This is a genomic window from Micromonospora sp. IBHARD004 (assembly GCF_052814115.1).
This window is the reverse complement of the sequence record NZ_CP199934.1, coordinates 2,517,631-2,538,226: the sequence shown is the minus strand read 5'-3', so window position 1 is coordinate 2,538,226 and position 20,596 is coordinate 2,517,631. Positions and strand designations below refer to the sequence as shown.

Here is a 20,596-nt window from a genome sequence, read left to right as displayed (position 1 = left end):
ACGACGACCGGACGGAAGGAGGGGGACGTGGCCCGACGGCAGTGGAGCATCGCGGGGCAGCTGTTCGCCCTCCAAGCCGTGGTGGTGACCCTGCTCGTGCTCGCCGGCGCGGCGGGCGCCGTCTGGCTGGCCCGCAGCGACTCCCGGCAGGCGGCGGAGGAGGAGGTGCTCGCCGTGGCGCAGACCGTGGCCCGCTCCCCCGACGTCCGCGCCGCCCTGACCTCCCCCGATCCGGCCACTCCCCTCCAGCCGTACGCGGAGTCGATCCGGGTGGCGACCGGAACGAACTTCGTGGTCGTGATGGCCCCCGACCGGACCCGGTACTCGCACCCCAACCCCACCCTGATCGGACGGCCGTTCATCGGGGAGATCGGCCCCGCCCTCGCCGGTGAGCCGTTCACCGTCACCAACGTCGGCACGCTCGGCGAGTCGGTGCGCGCGGTCGTGCCGGTGTACGGCGACGACCGCCGGATCATCGGCTTGGTCTCCGTCGGCATCACCACCCAGGCGATCAACCGCAAGCTGCTCGCCCAGGTCCCGGTGCTGCTGTACGCCGCCGCACCGGCGCTCGCCCTCGCGGCCACCGGCTCCTGGCTGCTCAGCCGCCGGCTCCGCCGGCAGACGCACGGCCTCGGACCGGCCCAGATGACCCGGATGTACGAGTACTACGACGCGGTCCTGCACTCGGTCCGGGAGGGGCTGGTGGTGCTGACCCGGGACCGCCGGGTGGCGCTGGTCAACGACGAGGGGCGCCGGCTGCTCGGGCTGGACGAGGACACGGCGGTGACCGACCAGCCGGTGGCCGGGATCGACCTGCCGCCCGCCGTGGCGGAGCTGCTGGCCTCCGGGCGGGACGCGCACGACGAGCCGGTGCTGGCCGGCGACCGGGTGCTGGTGGCCAACCAGCGGACCACGCGGTTCGAGGGGGCCGCGCTCGGCACCGTGCTGACCCTGCGCGACCAGACCGAGCTGCGGAACCTGGCCAGCGAACTGGACTCGGTACGCGCGCTGACCGAGGCCCTGCAGGCCCAGACCCACGAGTCGGCCAACCGGCTGCACACCGTGCTGACCCTGGTGGAGCTGGGCCGCGCCGACGAGGCCGTCCGGCTCGCCACCCGGGACCTCGAGCTGGCCCAGCAGCTCACCGACCGCGTCGTCGGCGCGGTGACCGAGCCGGCGCTGGCCGCCCTGCTGCTCGGCAAGTCGGCGCGGGCCGGCGAGCGCGGCGTGGACCTCGTGATCGAACCGGACTGCCGCCTCGACGACAGCCCCCTGCCCACCGCCGACCTGCTCACCGTCGTCGGCAACCTGGTCGACAACGCGCTGGAGGCGGTGGCCGGCAGCGAGCCGCCGCGGCGGGTACGCGTCTTCGTCGGCACCGTCGACGACGACATCGTCGTCCGGGTCGGCGACAACGGACCGGGGCTGGACCCCGACCGGGTCGCGGACGCGTTCCGGCGTGGCTGGTCGACCAAGAGCGCCGGCCGCGGTCTCGGCCTGGCGCTGGTCGGGCAGGTGATCCGGCGGCACGGTGGCCGCTGCGACGTGGCCGCCGCCGACGGCGGCGGGACGGTGTTCACGGTCCGGCTGCCGATCCCGGAGGGCCGGTCGTGACCGACATCCGGGTGCTGGTGGTGGAGGACGAGCCGCTGCTGGCGGAGGCGCACAAGGCGTACACCGAGCGGGTGCCCGGCTTCGTGGTGGTCGGGGTGGCGCACACCGCGCGGGAGGCGATGGCGGCGCTGCGGCACCGGGCGGGCGAGGGCGTGGACCTCGTACTGCTGGACTTCCGGCTGCCCGATCTGCACGGCCTGGACGTCTGCCGGGCCCTGCGGGCGGCGGGCAGCAGCGTGGACGTGCTCGCGGTGACCTCGGCCCGGGACCTGGCGGTGGTCCGCACCGCCGTCTCCCTCGGGGTGACCCACTACCTGCTCAAGCCGTTCACCTTCGCCGCGTTCCGCGACAAGCTGGAGCGGTACGCCGACTACCGGCGCCAGGCGCTCGCCGGCGGTGAGGTCGCCGCCCAGCACGAGGTGGACCGGATGTTCGCCACCCTGCGCGGCGCGGCGCAGCACACCCTGCCCAAGGGGCTGGACGTGCAGACGTTGAACCGGGTGCTGTCCGCCCTCAGGGAGGGGACGGGGCTCTCCGCGACCGAGGTGAGCCAGCGGACCGGGATCTCCCGGGTGACCGCCCGCCGCTACCTGGAATACCTGGTGACCATCGACCGCGCCGTGCGCACGTCGCGCTACGGCACCCCGGGCCGGCCGGAGGTTGAGTACCGGCCGGTGTGACCGGCGGCCGGCGCTGATCGTCCGGCGCCGCGCCGCCGCGGGGCGCGGCGCCCGCGTACGACTAGACGACCGGCGCCAGCAATCGGCGGACGGCGGCGGTGATGATCGCGATCAGCGCGGCGCTGATGACGTTGACCGCGACGGCGACGAGGACCTGACTCATCTGCACTCCTCGGATTTCCTGGTCCGGCGGCCCGCCGGGTGGCGAGCCGCCGGGGAAGCGTAGGAAGCCGAGATGACGCGCAGGTTTACCGACAGTGATATTCCCTGGTCAGCATGCTCAGCTGACGTTGGTGGGGCCGAGGACGCTCTTCAGGTCACCCATCAGCGCGGTGGTGGCGGCCACCCGGAACGGTCCGAGCCGCAGTGTCGTCACCTTGCCGCCGTTGAGCAGCTTGACGTGCACCTCGGTGTCGCCCGGATGCAGCACCAGGGTCTCCTTGAGCCGTTCCACCAGCGGCGGGGTGCACCGGTGCACCGGGATGGTGAGGGTGACCGGCTTGTTCGCCGGGTTGCTGCTGACGTCCGGCATGGACATGTCCATCGCCATGATCCGCGGGGTGTCGTCGCGCCGGTCCACCCGCCCCTTGACCACCACGATGGCGTCCTCGGCGATGTACTGCCCGATCACCTCGTAGGTGTTCGGGAAGAAGAGCGTCTCCACCCCGCCGGCCAGGTCCTCCAGGGTGGCCGAGGCCCAGGCCCGGCCCTGCTTGGTGACCCGGCGCTGCACGCCGGAGAGGATGCCGGCGAGGGTGACCACCGCCCCGTCGGGCACCCCGCCCTCCTCGGCGAGCGCGGCGATCGTGGTGTCGGCCGCCGCGCCGAGGACGTGCTCCAGGCCGAAGAGCGGGTGGTCGGAGACGTACAGGCCGAGCATCTCCCGCTCGAAGGCCAGCTTGTCCCGCTTGTCCCACTCGCCCTCGCCGATGGTCGGCATGACCGTGGTGCTGCCGCCGGTGTCCGCCTCGCCGAAGCCGGCGCCGAAGAGGTCGTACTGGCCGACCGCCTCCTTGCGCTTGACGTCGGCGTACGCGTCGATGGCGTCGGCGTGCACGGCGAGCAGGCCCTTGCGCGGGTGGCCGAGCGAGTCGAAGGCGCCGGCCTTGATCAGCGATTCGATGGTCTTCTTGTTGCAGACCACCGCGTCCACCTTGGACAGGAAGTCGTAGAAGTCGGCGTACTCGCCCTTCTCCTCGCGGCACCGCATGATCGAGGCCACCACGTTCGCACCGACGTTGCGGATCGCGGCGAGGCCGAAGCGAATGTCGCTGCCGACCGGGGTGAACGGCCCGGCGGAGGTGTTCACGTCCGGAGGCAGGACCTGGATGCCCATCCGTCGGCACTCCGACAGGTAGAGCGCCATCTTGTCCTTGTCGTCACCGACGGAGGTGAGCAGCCCGGCCATGTACTCGGCCGGGTAGTTGGCCTTCAGGTAGCCGGTCCAGTACGACACCAGGCCGTAACCGGCGGTGTGCGCCTTGTTGAAGGCGTAGTCGGCGAACGGGACGAGGATGTCCCACAGGGTCTGGATGGCCTCGTCGGAGTAGCCGTTGTTCCGCATGCCGTCGCGGAACGGGATGAACTCCTTGTCGAGGACCTCCTTCTTCTTCTTGCCCATCGCCCGGCGCAGCAGGTCGGCCTGGCCGAGGCTGTAGCCGGCGAGCTTCTGCGCGGCGCGCTGCACCTGCTCCTGGTAGACGATCAGGCCGTAGGTGGGGCCGAGGATCTCCTCCAGCGGCTCGGCCAGCTCCGGGTGGATCGGGGTGATCTCCTGCTGGCCGTTCTTGCGCAGCGCGTAGTTGGTGTGCGAGTTGGCGCCCATCGGACCCGGCCGGTACAGCGCCAGGACCGCGGAGATGTCCTCGAAGTTGTCCGGCTTCATCAGCCGCAGCAGCGAGCGCATCGGGCCGCCGTCGAGCTGGAACACGCCGAGGGTGTCGCCGCGGGCCAGCAGCTCGTACGTGGGCTTGTCGTCCAGCGGCAGGGTCAGCAGGTCGACCTTGCGCCCGTGGTTGAGCTCGATGTTCTTCAGCGCGTCGTCGATGATCGTCAGGTTGCGCAGGCCGAGGAAGTCCATCTTCAACAGCCCGAGCGACTCGCACGTCGGGTAGTCGAACTGGGTGATGATCGCTCCGTCGGCGTCCCGGCGCATCAGCGGGATGTGCTCGATGATCGGCTCCGCCGACATGATCACGCCGGCGGCGTGCACGCCGGTCTGCCGGATCAGCCCCTCGATGCCCTTGGCGGTGTCGATGACCTTCTTGACGTCCGGGTCGGACTCGTAGAGGCCGCGGATCTCGCCGGCCTCTGCGTACCGGGGGTGCTTCGGGTCGAAGATGCCGGTGAGCGGGATGTCCTTGCCCATCACCGCCGGGGGCATCGCCTTGGTGATCCGGTCGCCCACCGCGTACGGGTAGCCGAGCACCCGGGCCGAGTCCTTGATCGCGGCCTTCGCCTTGATCGTGCCGAAGGTGGCGATCTGGGCGACCTTGTCCTCGCCCCACTTGTCGGTGACATACTTGATCACCTCACCGCGCCGACGCTCGTCGAAGTCGATGTCGACATCCGGCATGGAGACGCGCTCGGGGTTGAGGAACCGCTCGAAGATCAGGCCGTGCGGAATCGGGTCGAGGTCCGTGATGCCCAGGGCGTACGCGACGAGCGAGCCGGCGGCCGAGCCACGACCCGGACCCACCGCGATGCCCTGGCTCTTCGCCCACTGGATGAAGTCGGCGACCACGAGGAAGTACGACGGGAAGCCCATCTGGATGATGATCCCGAGCTCGTACTCGGCCTGGACGACGTGGCCCTCCGGGACGCCGTTGGGGAACCGGCGGGCCAGCCCGCGGAAGGTCTCCTTGCGGAACCAGGACTCCTCGGTCTCCCCCTCCGGGACCGGGAAGCGGGGCATCAGATTGTGGAACTCGAACATCCCGGTCGGGTCGACCTTCTCGGCGACCAGCAGGGTGTTGCGGCAGCCCTGCTGCCACAGCTCCGAGGAGTCGACCGCGCGCATCTGCTCGGCGGACTTGATGAAGTAGCCGCCGCCCTCGAAGCGGAACCGGTTGGGGTCGTCGATGTTGCTGCCGGTCTGCACGCAGAGCAGCACGTCGTGCGCGGTGGCCTGCGCCTCGTGGGTGTAGTGCGAGTCGTTGGTGACCACCGGCGGGATGTCGAGCCTGCGGGCGATCTCGGTGAGCCCGTCGCGGACCCGGCGCTCGATGTCGAGGCCGTGGTCCATGATCTCCAGGAAGTAGTTCTCCTTGCCGAAGATGTCCTGGTAGCTGGCGGCGACCTTGAGCGCCTCGTCGAACTGGCCAAGCCGCAGCCGGGTCTGCACCGCACCCGAGGGGCAGCCGGTGGTGGCCATGATCCCCTCGGCGTGCTCGGCGATCAGCTCCATGTCCATCCGGGGCCACTTGACGTAGTGGCCCTCCATGGAGGCGCGCGAGTTCAGCGTGAACAGGTTCTTCAGGCCGGTGGCGTTCCGCGCCCACATGGTCTTGTGGGTGATCGCGCCGTTACCCGAGACGTCGTCGCTCTTCTGCTCCGGCCGGCCCCACTTGACCCGCGCCTTGTGGAAGCGCGACTCCGGCGCCACGTACGCCTCGACGCCGAGGATCGGCGTGATCCCGGCGGCCATCGCCTGCTTGTAGAAGTCGTTCGCGCCGTGCATGTTGCCGTGGTCGGTGATGGCCACCGCCGGCATGCCGAGCCGATTGGCCTCGGCGAAGAGGTCCTTGAGTCGGGCCGCCCCGTCGAGCATCGAGTACTCAGTGTGCACGTGCAGATGCGCGAACGAATCGCCCATGCGTGGCGCCCCCCGGGTCGGCTTCGTGGGTGGTGAGAAGTCGGTCGGCCCACCCTATCCCCGCCCTCGAAGGCACCTCCAGCAGCCGCGCGGGCAGATCACCGTCGGGTGGCGTGGATCTCCCGGACCGACCCTGGGCGGGGCGGCGAGTCGGCTGCCGGACTCGGCCCGGCCGGGGCCGCGCGACCGGTCGTAGCCTGGACGGCAAGCACCTCGGCGAGCACGGGAGGGCGTCATGCCCCTCGCGGACGGTATCGACGATCTGGCCAGGTCGGCCTCCCTGGGCGACCGGGCAGCGCTCGACGCCCTGCTGGTGGCCGTCCGCCCGGAAGTGCTGCGCCTCTGCGCCCGCCTGCTGCCGAATCGGGAGGACGCCGAGGAGGCGTGCCAGGACACGCTGCTCGCGCTGGCCCGGGGCATCACCGGTTTCGAGGGCCGGTCCTCGTTCCACACCTGGCTCTACCGGCTGGCCGCCAACCGGGCCCGGTCGACGTACCGGGTGTTGCGCCGCCGCTGGCGGGTGGAAGCCGCCGGCGTGCCGCTGCCCGAGTCGCCCGATCCCCGGCGGACCAGCGTGGTCGCCGGGACCCGGCTGGATCTGCTCGACGCGCTCGACTCGGTCCGCCCCGAACTCGCCGAGGCGGTGACCCTGCGCGACGTCCTCGGGCTGAGCTACCGCGAGATCGCCGCCCTGTTGGGCCTGCCGGAGGGGACCGTGAAGTCCCGGATCCACGTGGCGCGACAGCAGGTCCGCCAACGGCTGGCAGACGACCGGACATGAGCCCACGATTCCTCGAACCGAACAGGCCGCGGCGGCGACAGACACGGTGAACGGCACGCTCACCGAAGGAGGATCGCCATGAGGAGCAGCACCCCTGGACGCCGGATCTCGGCCGCGGCCGCGGCCGTTGCGCTGATCGCTGCCATCGGGGCGTGCGGGGAGGAACCGGTCTCGCCACTTCCGGTCCAGCCGCCCACCGCGGCGACCGGGGCCACTCCGTCCGGACCCCCCGGCACGCCGACGACCCCGCGACCCGCTTCGGTCGCCTCCCCGCCGTCCGCGACCGGCGGCATTCCCCGGGCGACGCCATCGGCGACCGGGGCGCCCGCCTGTCTCGGGGCGATCCGCTACGACCTCAAGGTGGATGAGCAGGAGCTGGCGCTGCTCACGTCGCTCTGCCTGGCCACCGGCGGGGTCCTCCGTATCGAAGGGATCGGACCCGGTCAGGTCACCGTCAACCGGAAGGACCTGGCGTCCACGAGTTACGAGGCGGGAATCGTGAACGTCCGCTTCCTGCGTCGCGGAACGGTCGCGGTCACGATCCCGCACGGCGGCCGGACGTACACGGTGACGGTGGTGGTGCGGTAGCCCTCCAGGCCTACCGCAGCCGCACCCCGGCGAGCAGCGTGTAGACGAAGTCGGCGCCGCTGCCCGCCGGCGGTGCGATCTGCACGTAGATCAGCCCGCTGCGGCCCGGTCCGAGGCCCGCCGCCTCCACGATTTCCGGCCTGCCGCGCTCGCAGCTGAACCGGGCCACCACCCAGTCGACTCCCGCCTGGCGGGTCCTGCGCACCGGCGCGGCGGCACAGGTCGCGTGCGGGCGTTCGGCGAGAAAACCCTCGGGGCTGGTACGCGCGGCAATGCTGGCGGAGAGACCGACGAAGGCACCCGGCAGGGTGGGGTCGGCGGCCCACCGCTGCGGGTCGGGCGACATCACCAGCGCCGGTTCGAGCCGACCGTCGTCGCCGAACTGGCCCGCCCAGCCGGTGCCCGCCGCCCGCCACCCCGCCGGCAGCGCGACGGTGAGCGGCCCGCTCGTCCAGGTGGCACGGGGCCGCTGAACGATCGCGGCGTCGCTCGCCGTGCCGCCCAGTCCGACGAGCACCATGGCCGCCGCGGCGGCGACGCCGAGCCGGCGCCGGCGGACGGGCTGCCACCCGGTCGACCGGCCCGCACCGGCCGACCCAACCGTGGGCGTCGCCGCCCGCCGCAGTGCCGATCCGAAGGTCGCCGCGTCGGGGTAGCGGTCTGCCGGGCGGGGTGCGGAGGCCCGGCGAAGCACCGCCGCCACCTTCGGCGGAACCCCCTCCCGCAGCCGGCTCGCCGCGCTCGGCCGCGCCATCTCGACGCCGAGAAGTCGGACGCCGAGCCGACCCAGGCCGAACACGTCGGCGCGGGTGTCCACCACCGCGAACGGATCGTCCTGCTCCGGCGCCATGTAGCCGGGGGTGCCCGCCCTGGCGGTGAGACCTGACGCGGCGGCGACCGCCTTGGCCAGCCCCAGATCGGCGATCAGTACGCGTTCCCCGCTCGTACCCGAGCGGAAGAGGATGTTGCCCGGTGTGAGGTCGCGATGCACGACACCGTGGCGGTGCAGGACCGCGACTCCGGCGGCGATCTCCACCAACAGGTCCACGGCCGGCGCCAAGGGCATCGGGCCGCGCGCCAGCCGGTCCCGCAGGCTGCCGCCGTCCGCCCAGGCCAACACCGCGTACGGTCGGCCGTCGGGCAGTTCGCCCACGCCGTGCACGGGGACCAGCCGTTGGTGGTCGAGTCGCCGCAGCAGCCGGGCCTCGTCCAGGAACCGTTCCCGCACCCGCAGGTCGTGGCTCCAGTTCTCAGCCAGCACCTTGATCGCCACCCGGGAGTCGAGCACCGGGTCGTGGCCCAACCAGACGGTCGCGAAGGACCCCGTCCCGAGCAGCCGCTCGATGCGGTAGGAGCCGATCCACGCCGGAGTGTCCACCATCTCACCCCCGTCCCCGCTTCGACGGTAGACGGCGCGGGCCGGCCGGCGTACCGAGCCAGCCGGCATGGAGAACCACAGTGACGTCTAATGGCACAACGATGTCGCGCTAGACATTGGTGTGTGCCACACAGTATCGTGTGAGTCATGGTGAGCGAGGAGATCCTGCGGACCCATCTCCAGGAGTTGCGCCGCGGCACGGTGGTGGTGGCGAGCCTGGTCGCCCTGCGCCGCCCCGACTACGGCTACGCGCTGCTGCAACGCCTCGCGGCGCACGGCTTCCCGGTCGACGCCAACACGCTCTACCCGCTGCTGCGGCGGCTGGAGGAGCAGGGGCTGCTGACCAGCGAGTGGAACACCGAGCAGAGCCGCCCGCGCAAGTTCTACCGCACCAGCGCGGAGGGCGAGCTCGTGCTGGGCCGTCTCCTCGAGGACCTCGCCGCCGTACAGAGCTCCGTGACCGGGCTGATCGAAGGAGTGGACCGATGAGTTCCCTGACCGACCGCTACCTCGCCGCCACCCTCCGAGCGGTGCCGGCGCCGCGGCGCGCGGAGATCGCCACCGAGCTGCGCGCCGCCATCGAGGACATGATCGACGGGCGCACCGACGCCGGGCAGGAGCGCGGCACCGTCGAGCGCGAGGTGCTGACCGAGCTGGGCAACCCCGAACAGCTCGCCGCCCGCTACACCGACCGCCGGTTGCAGCTCATCGGTCCCCGCTACTTCCTGGTCTGGTGGCGGCTGCTCCGGATGCTGCTCACCTTCGTGCCGGCCATCGTGGGCGTCGTGACGGGCGTGGTCAAGGCCACGGTCGGCGGCGAGCCCGGCCCGGCGATCGGCGCCGGGGTGGCCAGCGCGTTGCAGACCGCGGTGCAGATCGCGTTCTGGGTCACCCTCTGCTTCGCCGTACTCGAGCGCACCAACACGCCGCTGAACCTGCCCGCGTGGAGCGTCGACCAGCTGCCCGAGGCGCCGAAGGAGCGGCGGGTGACGCTGGTCGACAGCTGCGCCTCGATTGCGTTCCTGGTGCTCGCCATCGCGTTCCTGCCCTGGCAGCACTTCCAGCCCTGGCTGTCGGGTGACGGCTCCCGGCTGCCGATCATCGACCCGGCGCTGTGGGGCTTCTGGCTGCCGGTGCTGCTGGCGGTGCTGGTCGCCACCGTGGGCCTGGAGATCGCGAAGTACCGGGCCGGCCGGTGGACCTGGCCGCTGGTCGCGGCCAACGCCGTGCTGGACCTCGCGTTCGCCGTGCCGGTCGCCTGGCTGCTGCTCACCGACCGGCTGCTCAACCCCGAGCTGGTACGCCGGTTCGAGTGGCTGCGCGAGGGCGGCGTGCACGACCTGACCCGAATCGCCGTCGTGGTCACCGCCGCCATCACTGCGTGGGACGTCATCGACAGCGCCGTCAAGGCGCGGCGGCACGCCGCCTGAAGCGGTCCCGGCCCGACGCACACGGGGCGCCGGGCCGGGAGCGCCGCGTCAGACGTCGGTCGCACGTCGCCCTGCTCGCGCAGCGCGGTGCGCCGGCACTTGCGCGCCAGCGCCTCCCGGCTCGCGGCCTCGTCGTTCGGGCCGAAGTAGAGGTAGCGGGTGACGTCCGGGCGGGACTGGCAGGCGGTGGTCCGGGACGAACGCGTGCAGGCCGAGGAGGTGGGCACCCTGCGCACGGGCGCGGACGCGTCGCGCCGCTCGACCGGCGACCAGCCACACCGAACGCTACGAAGCTGATGTCGTGGATGGATCGCCGGGCGCCGGACCGGGCGACGCGGCCAGCGGCGGTGCGGACGACGACGAATCAACGCCGCAGCGGTGAATCGTTCACGACATCAGCTTCGTAGTACCTCGCCGGGATGTCCGGAGCCGCGCGCCACCGCAACCCGGGGCGCGCCGGCACCGACGGTCAGGCGTCGACGGCCGCCATCACGTCGTCGGAGACGTCGAAGTTCGCGTAGACGTTCTGCACGTCGTCGCAGTCCTCCAGCACGTCGATCAGCTTGAAGACCTTGCGCGCGCCCTCCTCGTCCAGCGGCACGTTCATGCTGGGGATGAGGGAGGACTCGGCCGACTCGTACTCGATGCCGGCGTCCTGCAGGGCGGTGCGGACCGCGATCAGGTCGGTCGGCTCCGAGACCACCTCGTACGCCTCACCGAGGTCGTTGACCTCCTCGGCGCCGGCGTCGAGGACCGCCATCATCACGTCGTCCTCGGTCGTCCCGGCCTTGGGGAGGATCACCACCCCCTTGCGGGAGAACATGTACGAGACCGAGCCGGCGTCGGCGAGCGAGCCGCCGTTGCGGGTCAGCGCGGTCCGCACCTCGGTGGCGGCGCGGTTGCGGTTGTCGGTGAGGCACTCGATGAGCATCGCGACGCCGTTCGGGCCGTAGCCCTCGTACATGATCGTCTGCCAGTCGGCGCCGCCGGCCTCCAGGCCGGAGCCCCGCTTGACCGCGCGGTCGATGTTGTCGTTCGGGACCGAGTTCTTCTTGGCCTTCTGGATGGCGTCGTAGAGCGTCGGGTTGCCGGCGGGGTCGCCGCCGCCGGTCCGGGCCGCGACCTCGACGTTCTTGATCAGCTTGGCGAACATCTTGCCGCGCTTGGCGTCGATGACGGCCTTCTTGTGCTTGGTCGTCGCCCACTTTGAGTGGCCGGACATCTCATACCTCCGTCTGTTGACTCACGCCTGCGTCGACTGTCCGCGCCAGCTCCACCGCCAGAACCGGCGGCCGGTCGGGTGGAGGGCTGCGGCGGGCGGTGAGCCCTGCCGAACCGCGGCAATCCTACCGAGGTCGCACCCGGCGGTGTCACACACGCACCGGCCGGGCGTGGATCGGGCCTCCCTCCCGTCGGGAGGGAGGCCCGGGTCGGACGCCTCAGGCGGCGCGGACCAGCTCCACGAAGTAGCGGTGCAGCCGCAGGTCACCCGTGAGCTCCGGGTGGAACGAGGTGGCCACCAGGTTGCCCTGCCGGACCGCGACGATCCGGTCGGCGGCCGGCCCGTCGGTGACCCGGCCCAGCACCTCGACGCCCTCGCCGACCCGCTCGACCCAGGGGGCCCGGATGAAGACGGCGTGGAACGGCCCGCCCTCGACCCCGGTGATCGCCACCGGCGCCTCGAACGAGTCGACCTGCCGGCCGAACGCGTTGCGCCGCACCGTCATGTCGATGCCGGCGAAGCCGCGCTGGTCGGGCCGGCCGTCCAGGACCTCGGTGGCCAGCATGATCATGCCGGCGCAGGACCCGTAGACCGGCATCCCGCCGGCGATCCGCTTGTCGATCGGCTCGCGCATCTCGAAGATGTCGGCGAGCTTGCTGATGGTGGTGGACTCGCCCCCGGGGATGACCAGCCCGTCGACCGCGTCCAGCTCCGCCGGACGGCGTACCGGGCGGGCGTCCGCGCCCGCGCCGGCCAGGGCCGCGACGTGCTCGCGCACGTCCCCCTGCAGCGCGAGGACACCGATCTTCGGCTGGTCACCCATCGGCGTCACCAACCGCGCTCGGCCAGGCGGTGCGGCTGCGGGATCTCGTCGACGCTGATGCCGACCATCGCCTCGCCCAGGCCGCGGGAGACCTTGGCCAGCACGTCCGGGTCGTCGTGGAAGGTGGTCGCCTTGACGATCGCGGCCGCGCGCTGGGCCGGATTGCCCGACTTGAAGATGCCGGAGCCCACGAAGACGCCCTCGGCGCCGAGCTGCATCATCATGGCGGCATCGGCCGGGGTGGCGATGCCGCCCGCGGTGAACAGCACCACCGGCAGCTTGCCGGTCTGGGCGATCTCCTTGACCAGCTCGTACGGCGCCTGCAGCTCCTTGGCGGCGACGAAGAGCTCGTCCTCCGGCAGCGACTGCAGCCGACGGATCTCCTGGCGGATCTTGCGCATGTGGGTGGTGGCGTTGGAGACGTCACCGGTGCCGGCCTCGCCCTTGGAGCGGATCATCGCCGCGCCCTCGGTGATCCGGCGCAGCGCCTCGCCCAGGTTGGTCGCGCCGCAGACGAAGGGGACGGTGTAGGCCCACTTGTCGATGTGGTTGGCGTAGTCCGCCGGGGTCAGCACCTCGGACTCGTCGATGTAGTCGACGCCGAGCGACTGGAGGATCTGCGCCTCGACGAAGTGGCCGATGCGGACCTTGGCCATCACCGGGATCGAGACGGCCTCGATGATGCCGTCGATCATGTCCGGGTCGCTCATCCGGGAGACGCCGCCCTGCGCGCGGATGTCCGCGGGCACGCGCTCCAGCGCCATGACGGCGACCGCGCCGGCGTCCTCGGCGATCTTGGCCTGCTCGGGGGTGACCACGTCCATGATCACGCCGCCCTTGAGCATCTCGGCCATGCCCCGCTTGACGCGGGCGGTGCCGACGACGGGCGTGGCGTTGGCGTTCGGGGAGGTGGATTCGGGCACGGGTCATCGCTCCTTGGGCGTGCTCAGGGGGTGGCTGCAAAAATGCTACGACGGGGTCAACGCCGGTCCGACAGCCAATCAGACCCACGGTGGACTGCTCTGTGGCCCGCATCACCCCTGACCAGGGCCGCTGCGCGCGGCCCGGGAGCCCGGTCAGCCGGTGGTGACGTCCGCCGGCACGGCGAGGGTGGGGTCGTCGACGTCGAAGTAGCGCGGCCACTGGTGCCGGCGTCCCATCCGGAGCAGGCGTACCAGCGGACGGCCACGGGCCGACCGCGCGTCCCGGACCAGGTCGGTGTGCACCTGCCGGGCCAGCGCCAGCCGCCGGCTGGCCGCGATCACCGCCTCACAGGCCGGGTCGGCCGGGTCCAGCTGGACCCCGCGCAACTGCCGGGTGAGGTCGTTCTCGGCCGCCTCCCGCTCCTCCGGCGGGGCGTCCAGGGCGATCCGGGCCGCCGCGTACAGCTCCACGCCGTACCGCTGCTCGGCCAGGACCGCCGCGGCCGCGGCGCGGCGCAGCAGGTGCGCGTCGAGCGCCCGGGCCGCCGACTCCGCGCGGGCCTGCAGCCGCTCGACCCGGCCGGCCGTCCAGATCAGGTACGCCCCGACGAGCCCGACGACCAGGACCGCGCCCACCACCCACCACATGCCCGGCATCGTAGTGCTGCTCCGTTCCCGCCCGGTTCGGCGCGGCTGTCGCCGACGCGCTCGTCACATCGGCCCCAGCGGCCCCGCCGCTCAGCCCATCCCCACCCATTCCTGGTCGATGACCCGACCGTCGGTGGCTTCGATCGCCGCTGCGTATACCTCCAGAACGCGGCGGGCAACCACGGGCCAGTCGAAATTCGCCACCACCTGGTCGCCGCAGGCGGTCAGCGCGGCCCGCTGCTCGGCGTCGTCGAGCAGCGCGGCGAGCGCGGTACGCAGCGCGGCCGGGTCGCCGGTCGGGAAGAGCCGGCCGGCCCGCCCGCCGTCGAGCACCCGGCGGAACGCGTCCAGGTCGCTGGCGACCACCGTGGTGCCGGCGGCGAGTGCCTCGGTGAGGATCATCCCGAAGGATTCCCCGCCGGTGTTCGGTGCGACGTAGAGGTGCACGCTGCGCAGCATGCGTGCCTTGTCCGTCTCGGAGACCAGGCCGAGGAAGGTGACCCGGTCGCGCAGCTCGGCGGGGAACTGGTCGTACAGGTCGTCCGGGTCGCCCGGGCCGGCGACCAGCAGCCGCAGCCCGGGCCGGTGCGGGGCGAGCGCGACGAACGCGTCCCGCAGGATCGGGAAGCCCTTGCGGGGCTCGGTGAACCGCCCCAGGAAGCCGAGCGTGCCGCCGGTGCCCGGCCCGCACTCCCCCGGCCAGCCGGGCAGCGGCGCGACCCCGGCGAACTTGGCCACGGTCACCCCGTTCGGGATCTCCACCGCGCCGCCGTCCATGTGCTCGACCTGCACCTTGCGGGCGAGGGCGCTGACCGCGATCCGGGCGGTGATCCGCTCCAGCAGGATCTGCAGCACGCCCTGCGCCGCGGAGAGCACCCGGGACCGGGTCATCGCGGTGTGGAAGGTGGCCACCACCGGGCCGCGGGCACAGAGCACCGCGAGCATGGAGAGGCTGGGCGTCAGCGGCTCGTGCACGTGCAGCACGTCGAAGTCGCCGCGGGTGATCCAGCGCCGCACCCGGGCGGTGGAGACCGGCCCGAACGCGATCCGGGCCACCGAGCCGTTGTACGGCAGCGGGACCGCCCGCCCCGCCGACACCACGTACGGCGGCAAGGACGAGTCCTCGTCGGCCGGGGCGAGCACGCTCACCTCGTTCCCCAGCCCGATCAACGCCTCGGCCAGGTCCATGACGTGGTTCTGCACCCCGCCGGGGACGTCGAAGGAGTACGGGCACACGATGCCGATCCGCATTGCGCCCGCTCCCTCAGCTCGTCCAGGTGGCGGCCGACGGCTGCGCCGCGGTCCCGCCGTCGGTCGCCGTGCGCTGGTCCAGCCACATCCGCTGCAACATGTGCCAGTCTTCCGGATGGCGGGCGATGCCCGCCGCCAGACCGTCGGCAATCCGTTGGGTCAGCGTCCGGACCCGCTGGTCCAGCGGCCCGCTGTCCGGATCGGGCAGCTCCAGCGGCCCCTCGAGGGAGGCGCACGCGGCGTTCGGCTCGTACCACAGCGAGGCGACGTAGAGCGGCGCCCCGGTGCGCAGCGCGAGCAGGGCCGGCCCGGCCGGCATCCGGGTCCGGCCGCCGAAGAACTCGACCTCGACACCCCGGGCGGAGAGGTCCCGGTCGGCCAGCAGCGGCACGACCGCCCCCGCCCGCAGCCGGTCCACCAGCACGTCGAACGCCGGCCGCTCGCCGCCGTGGGTGGGCAGGATCTCCATGCCCAGGCTCTGGCGGAAGGCGAGGAACCGCTCGTAGACGCCCTCCGACTTGAGCCGCTCCGCGACGGTGGTGATCGGCCAGCCGGCGGCCGCGACCCAGGCGCCGGCGGCGTCCCAGTTGCCGGCGTGCGGCAGCGCCACCACCGCCCCGCGGCCGGCCGCCACGTCGGCGGCGAGCTTCTCCTGACCGTCGAGGCGGAACCCGGCGAGGATCTGCCGGCGGCTCAGCGCGGGCAGCCGGAAGGCCTCCATCCAGTACCGGGCGTACGACCGCAGGCCGCGCCGGACCAGCGCGTCCAGCTCGGCCTCGGGCAGGTCGGGGCCGACCACCCGGCGCAGGTTGGCGCGGAGTCGGGCCGTACCGCCGCCGCCCTTGCGGTGGGCGCGGTCGGCGCCCAACCGGAAGGCCGCGGCCACCACGGGCCGGGGCAGCGCGCGGACCAGGCGCCAGCCGGCGACGTAGCCGAGCTCGGCGAGGTTCACTCCCGGCCGACCAGCTGGGCCTGCCGGTACACGTGGACCATCCGCTGCCCCACCGTGAAGATGGAGACGGCGGCCAGCAGCCAGAGCGCGATCTCCAGGGCCAGCGGCACGCCGAAGCCGGTGAGCAGGCCGCCCACCCCGACGATCAGCAGCCGCTCGGTGCGCTCGGCGACGCCCACGTTGGCGGTCATGCCGAGCCCCTCGGCCCGGGCCTTGACGTAGGAGACCAGCCCGCCGGCGGCCAGGCAGATCAGCGCGGCGGCCGTCCCGGCGTGGTCGCCCTCGGTGGCCAGCCAGTACGCGACCGCGCCGAAGACGGCGCTGTCGGCGATCCGGTCCATGCTCGAATCGAGGAACGCGCCGAACCGGGTGGAGCCGCCGCTCATCCGGGCCATCGTCCCGTCGAGCAGATCGGTGAGCGCGAAGACCGTGACAATCAGGGCACCGGCGACCAGGTGCCCGCGGGCGCCGAAGCCGAGCGCGCCGACGAGCACGCCGAGGGTGCCGGTCACGGTGACCGCGTTGGGGGACACGCCTGCGCGGAGCAGGCCGCGCGCGACCGGCTCCACGACGCGGGTCATCCCCGCGCGGGCCGTCACTTGGAAGATCTTCGCCATGGGGGTCCCACGATAACGGCCGGCGGCGGTCCGCGATACGGCCGGTCGTGCCGACCCGCGGGCGGGAGGCTTGTGCGGGGTGGGCAACGGGTGTGAGATCGGAAGTGGGAGGTGAGCCAGCTCACCGACCCACCCGTTGATTACCCGTCGTCCAGGAGACCACCGGAGGATATCGCCGCGGCACCCGCCCGGGCCCGCTTCCCCGTCGCGCGCGGCGGTCGCCACCACCACCGGCTGAGGGAGGTGCGCCGCGATGGCGCAGAAAAATCAGGAGAAGGGTGTCACCGGCGGCGCGCCGGTGGTGACCGAACCCGACAGGGTTCGCAACGTGGTGCTCGTGGGGCACTCCGGCGCTGGCAAGACCACGCTGGTCGAGGCGCTGCTCGCGGCGAGCGGCACGATCGGCCGGGCCGGCAATGTCACCGACGGCACCACCGTCTGCGACCACGACCCCGCGGCGGTACGCCAGCAGCGCTCGGTGAGCCTGGCCTGCGCCCCGCTGCTGCACAACGACGTCAAGGTCAACCTCCTCGACACCCCCGGGTACGGGGACTTCGTCGGCGAGCTGCGCGCCGGCCTGCGCGCCGCCGACGCGGCCCTCTTCGTGGTCTCCGCGGTGGACGGGATGGACACTGCCACCGCCGCGCTCTGGGAGGAGTGCGCCGCGGTGGACATGCCGCGCGCCGTCGCGGTGACCCGGCTGGACCACCCGCGCGCCGACTTCGACGAGGCGGTGGCGCTGTGCCAGCGGGTCTTCGGCGACAACGTGCTCCCGCTCCACCTGACGATGCTCGGCGACGACGGCGTGTCCGTGGTCGGCCTGCTCGGGCTGATCACCCGGCGGGTCTTCGACTACACCGCCGGGTTGCCGGCGGCGGTGCGCGAGCCCGACCCGGAGCACCTGCCGGCGATCGTGGAGTCCCGCAACGAGCTGATCGAGGGGATCATCGCCGAGAGCGAGGACGAGACCCTGATGGACCGCTACCTCGGCGGCGAGGAGATCGACACCGAGGTGCTCATCGCCGACCTGGAGAAGGCGGTCGCCCGGGGTCACTTCTACCCGGTGGTGCCGGTCTGCGCGCAGACCGGCGTCGGGCTGGACGTGCTGCTCGACGGGCTCGTCTCGGCGTTCCCCTCCCCGCTGGAGCACGACCTGCCGGCGGTCACCGGGGTGGACGGCTCGCCCCGGTCGCCGCTGACCTGCGACCCGGACGGGCCGCTGGTCGCCGAGGTGGTCAAGACCACCGTCGACCGGCACGTCGGGCGGGTCTCCCTGGTCCGGGTCTTCTCCGGCACGCTCCGCCCCGACCAGGTGGTGCACGTCTCCGGGCACGGGATGGCCGAGCGCGGCCACCCGGACCACGACGCCGACGAGCGGGTCGGGCACATCTACAGCCCGCTCGGCGCGGCGCTGCGCGAGGTGCCGCTCTGCGTCGCCGGCGACATCTGCGCGCTCACCAAGTCGGGCAGCGCGGAGACCGGCGACACCATCTCCGCCAAGGAGGAGCCGCTGCTCATCGCGCCCTGGGAGATGCCCGAGCCGCTGCTGCCGGTGGCGATCGTGGCGAAGAGCCGGGCAGACGAGGACGCCCTGGCCCGCAACCTGAGCCGGCTGGTCGCCGGCGACCCGACCCTGCGCCTGGAACGCAACCCGGAGACCCACCAGCTGGTGCTCTGGTGCATGGGCGAGGCGCACGCCGACGTGGTGCTCGACCGGCTGCGCAGCGGCGGCGTCGAGCTGGAGACCGAGCCGGTGCGGGTGGCGCTGCGCGAGACCCTGACCGTCGCCGCCAAGGGGCACGGCCGGCACGTCAAGCAGTCCGGCGGCCACGGCCAGTACGCCGTCTGCGACATCGAGGTGGAGCCGCTGCCCCGGGGCGCCGGCTTCGAGTTCGTCGACAAGGTCGTCGGCGGGGCCGTCCCGCACAACTACATCCCGTCCGTGGAGAAGGGCGTCCGGGGGCAGATGGAGCGCGGCCTGGTCGCCAGCTACCCGGTGGTGGACCTGCGGGTGACCCTCTTCGACGGCAAGGCGCACAGCGTCGACTCCTCCGACGCCGCGTTCCAGACCGCCGGCGCCCTGGCGCTGCGGGACGCCGCGGAGAAGGGGCAGCCGGCCCTGCTGGAGCCCGTCGACGAGGTGACCATCCGGGTGCCCGACTCGTCGGTCGGCGCGGTCATGGGTGACCTCTCCGGCCGGCGGGGCCGGGTGCTCGGCACCGAGCCGGACCCGGACGCCGAGGGCCGCACCCTGGTCCGCGCCGAGGTGCCGGCGACGGAGCTGCTCCGGTACGCCGTCGAGCTGCGCTCGATGACCGCCGGCGCCGGCACCTTCCGCCGCGAGTTCGTCCGCTACGACCCGATGCCCGCCCACCTGGCCGACCAGGCCCGCAAGGAACACGGCACCCACCCCTGACCCGCCCCTCCCCGCGGCGCTCCGGCCGGCCGAAGGTTGCGGATGATCAGGACGCCCCTCCCCTCACCAGGGGAGGGGTCCCTCGACGTCGAAGTAGCCTCCGGTCGGGCCGTCGGGGCCCACCTGCGCCATCCGGACGATGATCTCGGCGCCCTCCTCGACGGTCTGCGTGCCCGTGTGCCGGTTCAGGTCCGTCGCGGTGTAACCGGGCTCCACCGCGTTGATCCGCATGTTCGGGAACGCCTTCGCGTACTGCACGGTGATCATGTTGACCGCGGTCTTCGACGCCGGATAGACGCCCTCCAGCGGTCCATGACCGTTCCCGCGGTCAGGGGCGGGCGGCGGGGACGGGGGGCATCGGCCAGTGGGGGCGGTCCGCGTCGCGGAGGGCGGCGGTGCGGAGCGCGGCGAGCTGGCGTTCGACCTCGGCGAAGTGGTCGGTGGTCAGGGGGCCCCGGTGCAGGGCGGCGGCGTTCTCCTCCACCTGGGCGACGGTGCGCGCGCCGGGGATCGGCACCGCGCGACCGCTGCGGGCCCAGATCCAGCCCAGCGCTCCCTGCGCGAGGGTCCGGCCGTCGGCGGTCAGCGCGCCCCGGACCGCGGCCACCCGGCGCAGCCACTCCGGCGCTGGCCGGCCGCTGCGGAACCACTCCAGCCAGTTCGGGGCGGTGCCCCGCACGTCGTCGCGGGGCAGCATCGAGTCGGTGGTGTACTTGCCGGTCAGCAGCCCCATCCCGAGCGGCCCGCGGGCCACGCTGGCCAGGTCGTGCTTGTCGCAGACCGTCAGCATGGCCGGCGCGTCCCGCAGCACCGACAGGCCGTGCTGCACGGCGCTGGCGCCCCGGGCGACCTGGGCGAAGGCCGCCGCCCGGTCGGGCCGGTCGGTGCTCCAGCCGTACGCCCGGACCAGGCCGTCGGCGACCAGCTTTTCCAGCGTGTCGATCAGCGCCTCGACCCGGGGCAGCGGCAGGTCGCCGAGGTGCAACTGGTAGAGGTCGATCCGGTCGGTGCCCAGCCGACGCAGCGAGTCGGTCACCGCGCGCCGCAGGTACGCGGGCGAGGCGTCCTCCCCGGTGGCCTGCCGGGTGGTCTCGTCGAAGGTGTAGCCCCACTTGGTGGCGATCACCGCCTCGTCGCGGCGGCCCGCCAGGGCCCGCCCGAGGATCCGCTCGCCGTGCCCCGCCCCGTACGTGTCGGCGGTGTCGAAGAGGGTCACCCCGAGGTCCAGCGCGCGGCGGACCGCCCGGACCGACTCCTCGTCGTCCACCGCGCCCCAACCGAGCGGGCGGGAGCCCTCGGCCCACGGCCCGCCGATCGCCCAGCACCCCATGCCGAGCGCGCTGACCTCGATGCCGCTGCGGCCCAAGGTCCGCGTGATCACTGCCATCGACGCATCCTGTCACCTCGAGCGCGCTGGAGGGCGAGAAGCTCACCCGTCGTGCACGCGCGACCACATGCG

At 72.8% G+C, this 20,596-nt stretch carries 18 protein-coding genes; 7 read left to right on the top strand and 11 right to left on the bottom strand.

The window, feature by feature from the left end:
- The first annotated feature begins 27 nt into the window (after positions 1–27).
- Together ACTWO6_RS12330 and ACTWO6_RS12325 are read left to right on the top strand one after the other, a co-directional pair.
- Positions 28–1,614 carry an ATP-binding protein gene (locus tag ACTWO6_RS12330; protein ID WP_446219761.1) on the top strand — a complete coding sequence of 529 codons (1,587 nt, stop codon included), beginning with the start codon at positions 28–30 and terminating at the stop codon, positions 1,612–1,614.
- A complete protein-coding gene (locus tag ACTWO6_RS12325; RefSeq protein ID WP_446219760.1) occupies positions 1,611–2,294 on the top strand; it encodes a response regulator in 684 nt (227 codons plus the stop codon). Before ACTWO6_RS12330 ends, ACTWO6_RS12325 begins: the two co-directional genes overlap by 4 nt.
- Positions 2,295–2,574: 280 nt before the next feature.
- Here the strand turns inward: ACTWO6_RS12325 and dnaE are convergent, their stop codons facing one another.
- Positions 2,575–6,108: a DNA polymerase III subunit alpha gene (gene dnaE / locus ACTWO6_RS12320; RefSeq protein ID WP_446219759.1), complete on the bottom strand. Its 3,534-nt coding sequence runs from the start codon at positions 6,106–6,108 to the stop codon at positions 2,575–2,577.
- A gap of 235 nt (positions 6,109–6,343) precedes the next feature.
- Between dnaE and ACTWO6_RS12315 the strand changes: the two genes are divergently transcribed.
- Both ACTWO6_RS12315 and ACTWO6_RS12310 read left to right on the top strand, forming a co-directional pair.
- On the top strand, positions 6,344–6,889 hold the full coding sequence (locus ACTWO6_RS12315) for an RNA polymerase sigma factor (protein WP_446219758.1): 546 nt from the start codon (positions 6,344–6,346) through the stop codon (positions 6,887–6,889).
- Between the two features lie 78 nt (positions 6,890–6,967).
- Entirely contained in the window at positions 6,968–7,477 is a 510-nt protein-coding gene (locus ACTWO6_RS12310; protein WP_446219757.1) for a hypothetical protein, read from the top strand.
- A 10-nt stretch (positions 7,478–7,487) separates the two neighbouring features.
- On the opposite strand, the gene ACTWO6_RS12305 is transcribed toward ACTWO6_RS12310, so the two are convergent.
- Complete coding sequence (locus ACTWO6_RS12305) at positions 7,488–8,858, bottom strand: serine/threonine-protein kinase (protein ID WP_446219756.1); 1,371 nt, start codon at positions 8,856–8,858, stop codon at positions 7,488–7,490.
- Between the two features lie 144 nt (positions 8,859–9,002).
- On the opposite strand from ACTWO6_RS12305, the gene ACTWO6_RS12300 reads away from it, so the two are divergent.
- On the top strand, positions 9,003–9,344 hold the full coding sequence (locus ACTWO6_RS12300) for a PadR family transcriptional regulator (RefSeq protein WP_446219755.1): 342 nt from the start codon (positions 9,003–9,005) through the stop codon (positions 9,342–9,344).
- Positions 9,341–10,285 carry an HAAS signaling domain-containing protein gene (locus ACTWO6_RS12295; RefSeq protein WP_446219754.1) on the top strand — a complete coding sequence of 315 codons (945 nt, stop codon included), beginning with the start codon at positions 9,341–9,343 and terminating at the stop codon, positions 10,283–10,285. Before ACTWO6_RS12300 ends, ACTWO6_RS12295 begins: the two co-directional genes overlap by 4 nt.
- Positions 10,286–10,754: 469 nt before the next feature.
- Here ACTWO6_RS12295 and ACTWO6_RS12290 read toward each other — a convergent pair whose 3' ends face one another.
- The 7 genes from ACTWO6_RS12290 to pgsA all read right to left on the bottom strand — a co-directional run bounded on the left by ACTWO6_RS12290 (position 10,755) and on the right by pgsA (position 16,721).
- Positions 10,755–11,507 carry a YebC/PmpR family DNA-binding transcriptional regulator gene (locus ACTWO6_RS12290; RefSeq protein ID WP_446219753.1) on the bottom strand — a complete coding sequence of 251 codons (753 nt, stop codon included), beginning with the start codon at positions 11,505–11,507 and terminating at the stop codon, positions 10,755–10,757.
- 217 nt (positions 11,508–11,724) lie between these two features.
- Positions 11,725–12,330 (bottom strand): pyridoxal 5'-phosphate synthase glutaminase subunit PdxT, encoded by a 606-nt coding sequence (gene pdxT / locus ACTWO6_RS12285; protein ID WP_446219752.1) that lies wholly within the window; start codon positions 12,328–12,330, stop codon positions 11,725–11,727.
- A gap of 5 nt (positions 12,331–12,335) precedes the next feature.
- Positions 12,336–13,253 carry a pyridoxal 5'-phosphate synthase lyase subunit PdxS gene (gene pdxS / locus ACTWO6_RS12280; RefSeq protein ID WP_446219751.1) on the bottom strand — a complete coding sequence of 306 codons (918 nt, stop codon included), beginning with the start codon at positions 13,251–13,253 and terminating at the stop codon, positions 12,336–12,338.
- Between the two features lie 153 nt (positions 13,254–13,406).
- On the bottom strand, positions 13,407–13,910 hold the full coding sequence (locus tag ACTWO6_RS12275; RefSeq protein ID WP_446219750.1) for a hypothetical protein: 504 nt from the start codon (positions 13,908–13,910) through the stop codon (positions 13,407–13,409).
- 81 nt (positions 13,911–13,991) lie between these two features.
- Positions 13,992–15,152: a glycosyltransferase family 4 protein gene (locus ACTWO6_RS12270; protein ID WP_446219749.1), complete on the bottom strand. Its 1,161-nt coding sequence runs from the start codon at positions 15,150–15,152 to the stop codon at positions 13,992–13,994.
- A gap of 13 nt (positions 15,153–15,165) precedes the next feature.
- Positions 15,166–16,104, bottom strand: a complete 939-nt coding sequence (locus tag ACTWO6_RS12265; RefSeq protein ID WP_446219748.1) for a phosphatidylinositol mannoside acyltransferase — start codon at positions 16,102–16,104, stop codon at positions 15,166–15,168.
- On the bottom strand, positions 16,101–16,721 hold the full coding sequence (gene pgsA, locus ACTWO6_RS12260) for a phosphatidylinositol phosphate synthase (RefSeq protein ID WP_446219747.1): 621 nt from the start codon (positions 16,719–16,721) through the stop codon (positions 16,101–16,103). Before pgsA ends, ACTWO6_RS12265 begins: the two co-directional genes overlap by 4 nt.
- A gap of 253 nt (positions 16,722–16,974) precedes the next feature.
- Between pgsA and ACTWO6_RS12255 the strand changes: the two genes are divergently transcribed.
- The gene (locus tag ACTWO6_RS12255) at positions 16,975–19,137 is read left to right on the top strand and encodes an elongation factor G-like protein EF-G2 (protein WP_446219746.1); all 2,163 of its coding nucleotides are present in this window, start codon (positions 16,975–16,977) and stop codon (positions 19,135–19,137) included.
- Between the two features lie 63 nt (positions 19,138–19,200).
- Here ACTWO6_RS12255 and ACTWO6_RS12250 read toward each other — a convergent pair whose 3' ends face one another.
- Positions 19,201–19,404, bottom strand: coding sequence for a hypothetical protein (locus ACTWO6_RS12250; RefSeq protein ID WP_446219745.1), 204 nt, complete (start codon positions 19,402–19,404; stop codon positions 19,201–19,203).
- A 61-nt stretch (positions 19,405–19,465) separates the two neighbouring features.
- Complete coding sequence (locus tag ACTWO6_RS12245) at positions 19,466–20,524, bottom strand: aldo/keto reductase (RefSeq protein ID WP_446219744.1); 1,059 nt, start codon at positions 20,522–20,524, stop codon at positions 19,466–19,468.
- Positions 20,525–20,596: the final 72 nt, after the last annotated feature.

What these genes read in the sequence shown, in the direction of transcription:
- dnaE (WP_446219759.1), bottom strand. Translation starts at nt 6,108, where the DNA reads ATGGGCGATTCGTTCGCGCATCTGCACGTGCACACTGAGTACTCGATG.
- ACTWO6_RS12315 (WP_446219758.1), top strand. Translation starts at nt 6,344, where the DNA reads ATGCCCCTCGCGGACGGTATCGACGATCTGGCCAGGTCGGCCTCCCTG.
- ACTWO6_RS12310 (WP_446219757.1), top strand. Translation starts at nt 6,968, where the DNA reads ATGAGGAGCAGCACCCCTGGACGCCGGATCTCGGCCGCGGCCGCGGCC.
- ACTWO6_RS12305 (WP_446219756.1), bottom strand. Translation starts at nt 8,858, where the DNA reads ATGGTGGACACTCCGGCGTGGATCGGCTCCTACCGCATCGAGCGGCTG.
- ACTWO6_RS12300 (WP_446219755.1), top strand. Translation starts at nt 9,003, where the DNA reads ATGGTGAGCGAGGAGATCCTGCGGACCCATCTCCAGGAGTTGCGCCGC.
- ACTWO6_RS12295 (WP_446219754.1), top strand. Translation starts at nt 9,341, where the DNA reads ATGAGTTCCCTGACCGACCGCTACCTCGCCGCCACCCTCCGAGCGGTG.
- ACTWO6_RS12290 (WP_446219753.1), bottom strand. Translation starts at nt 11,507, where the DNA reads ATGTCCGGCCACTCAAAGTGGGCGACGACCAAGCACAAGAAGGCCGTC.
- pdxT (WP_446219752.1), bottom strand. Translation starts at nt 12,330, where the DNA reads ATGGGTGACCAGCCGAAGATCGGTGTCCTCGCGCTGCAGGGGGACGTG.
- ACTWO6_RS12275 (WP_446219750.1), bottom strand. Translation starts at nt 13,910, where the DNA reads ATGCCGGGCATGTGGTGGGTGGTGGGCGCGGTCCTGGTCGTCGGGCTC.
- ACTWO6_RS12270 (WP_446219749.1), bottom strand. Translation starts at nt 15,152, where the DNA reads ATGCGGATCGGCATCGTGTGCCCGTACTCCTTCGACGTCCCCGGCGGG.
- pgsA (WP_446219747.1), bottom strand. Translation starts at nt 16,721, where the DNA reads ATGGCGAAGATCTTCCAAGTGACGGCCCGCGCGGGGATGACCCGCGTC.
- ACTWO6_RS12255 (WP_446219746.1), top strand. Translation starts at nt 16,975, where the DNA reads ATGGCGCAGAAAAATCAGGAGAAGGGTGTCACCGGCGGCGCGCCGGTG.
- ACTWO6_RS12250 (WP_446219745.1), bottom strand. Translation starts at nt 19,404, where the DNA reads ATGATCACCGTGCAGTACGCGAAGGCGTTCCCGAACATGCGGATCAAC.
- ACTWO6_RS12245 (WP_446219744.1), bottom strand. Translation starts at nt 20,524, where the DNA reads ATGGCAGTGATCACGCGGACCTTGGGCCGCAGCGGCATCGAGGTCAGC.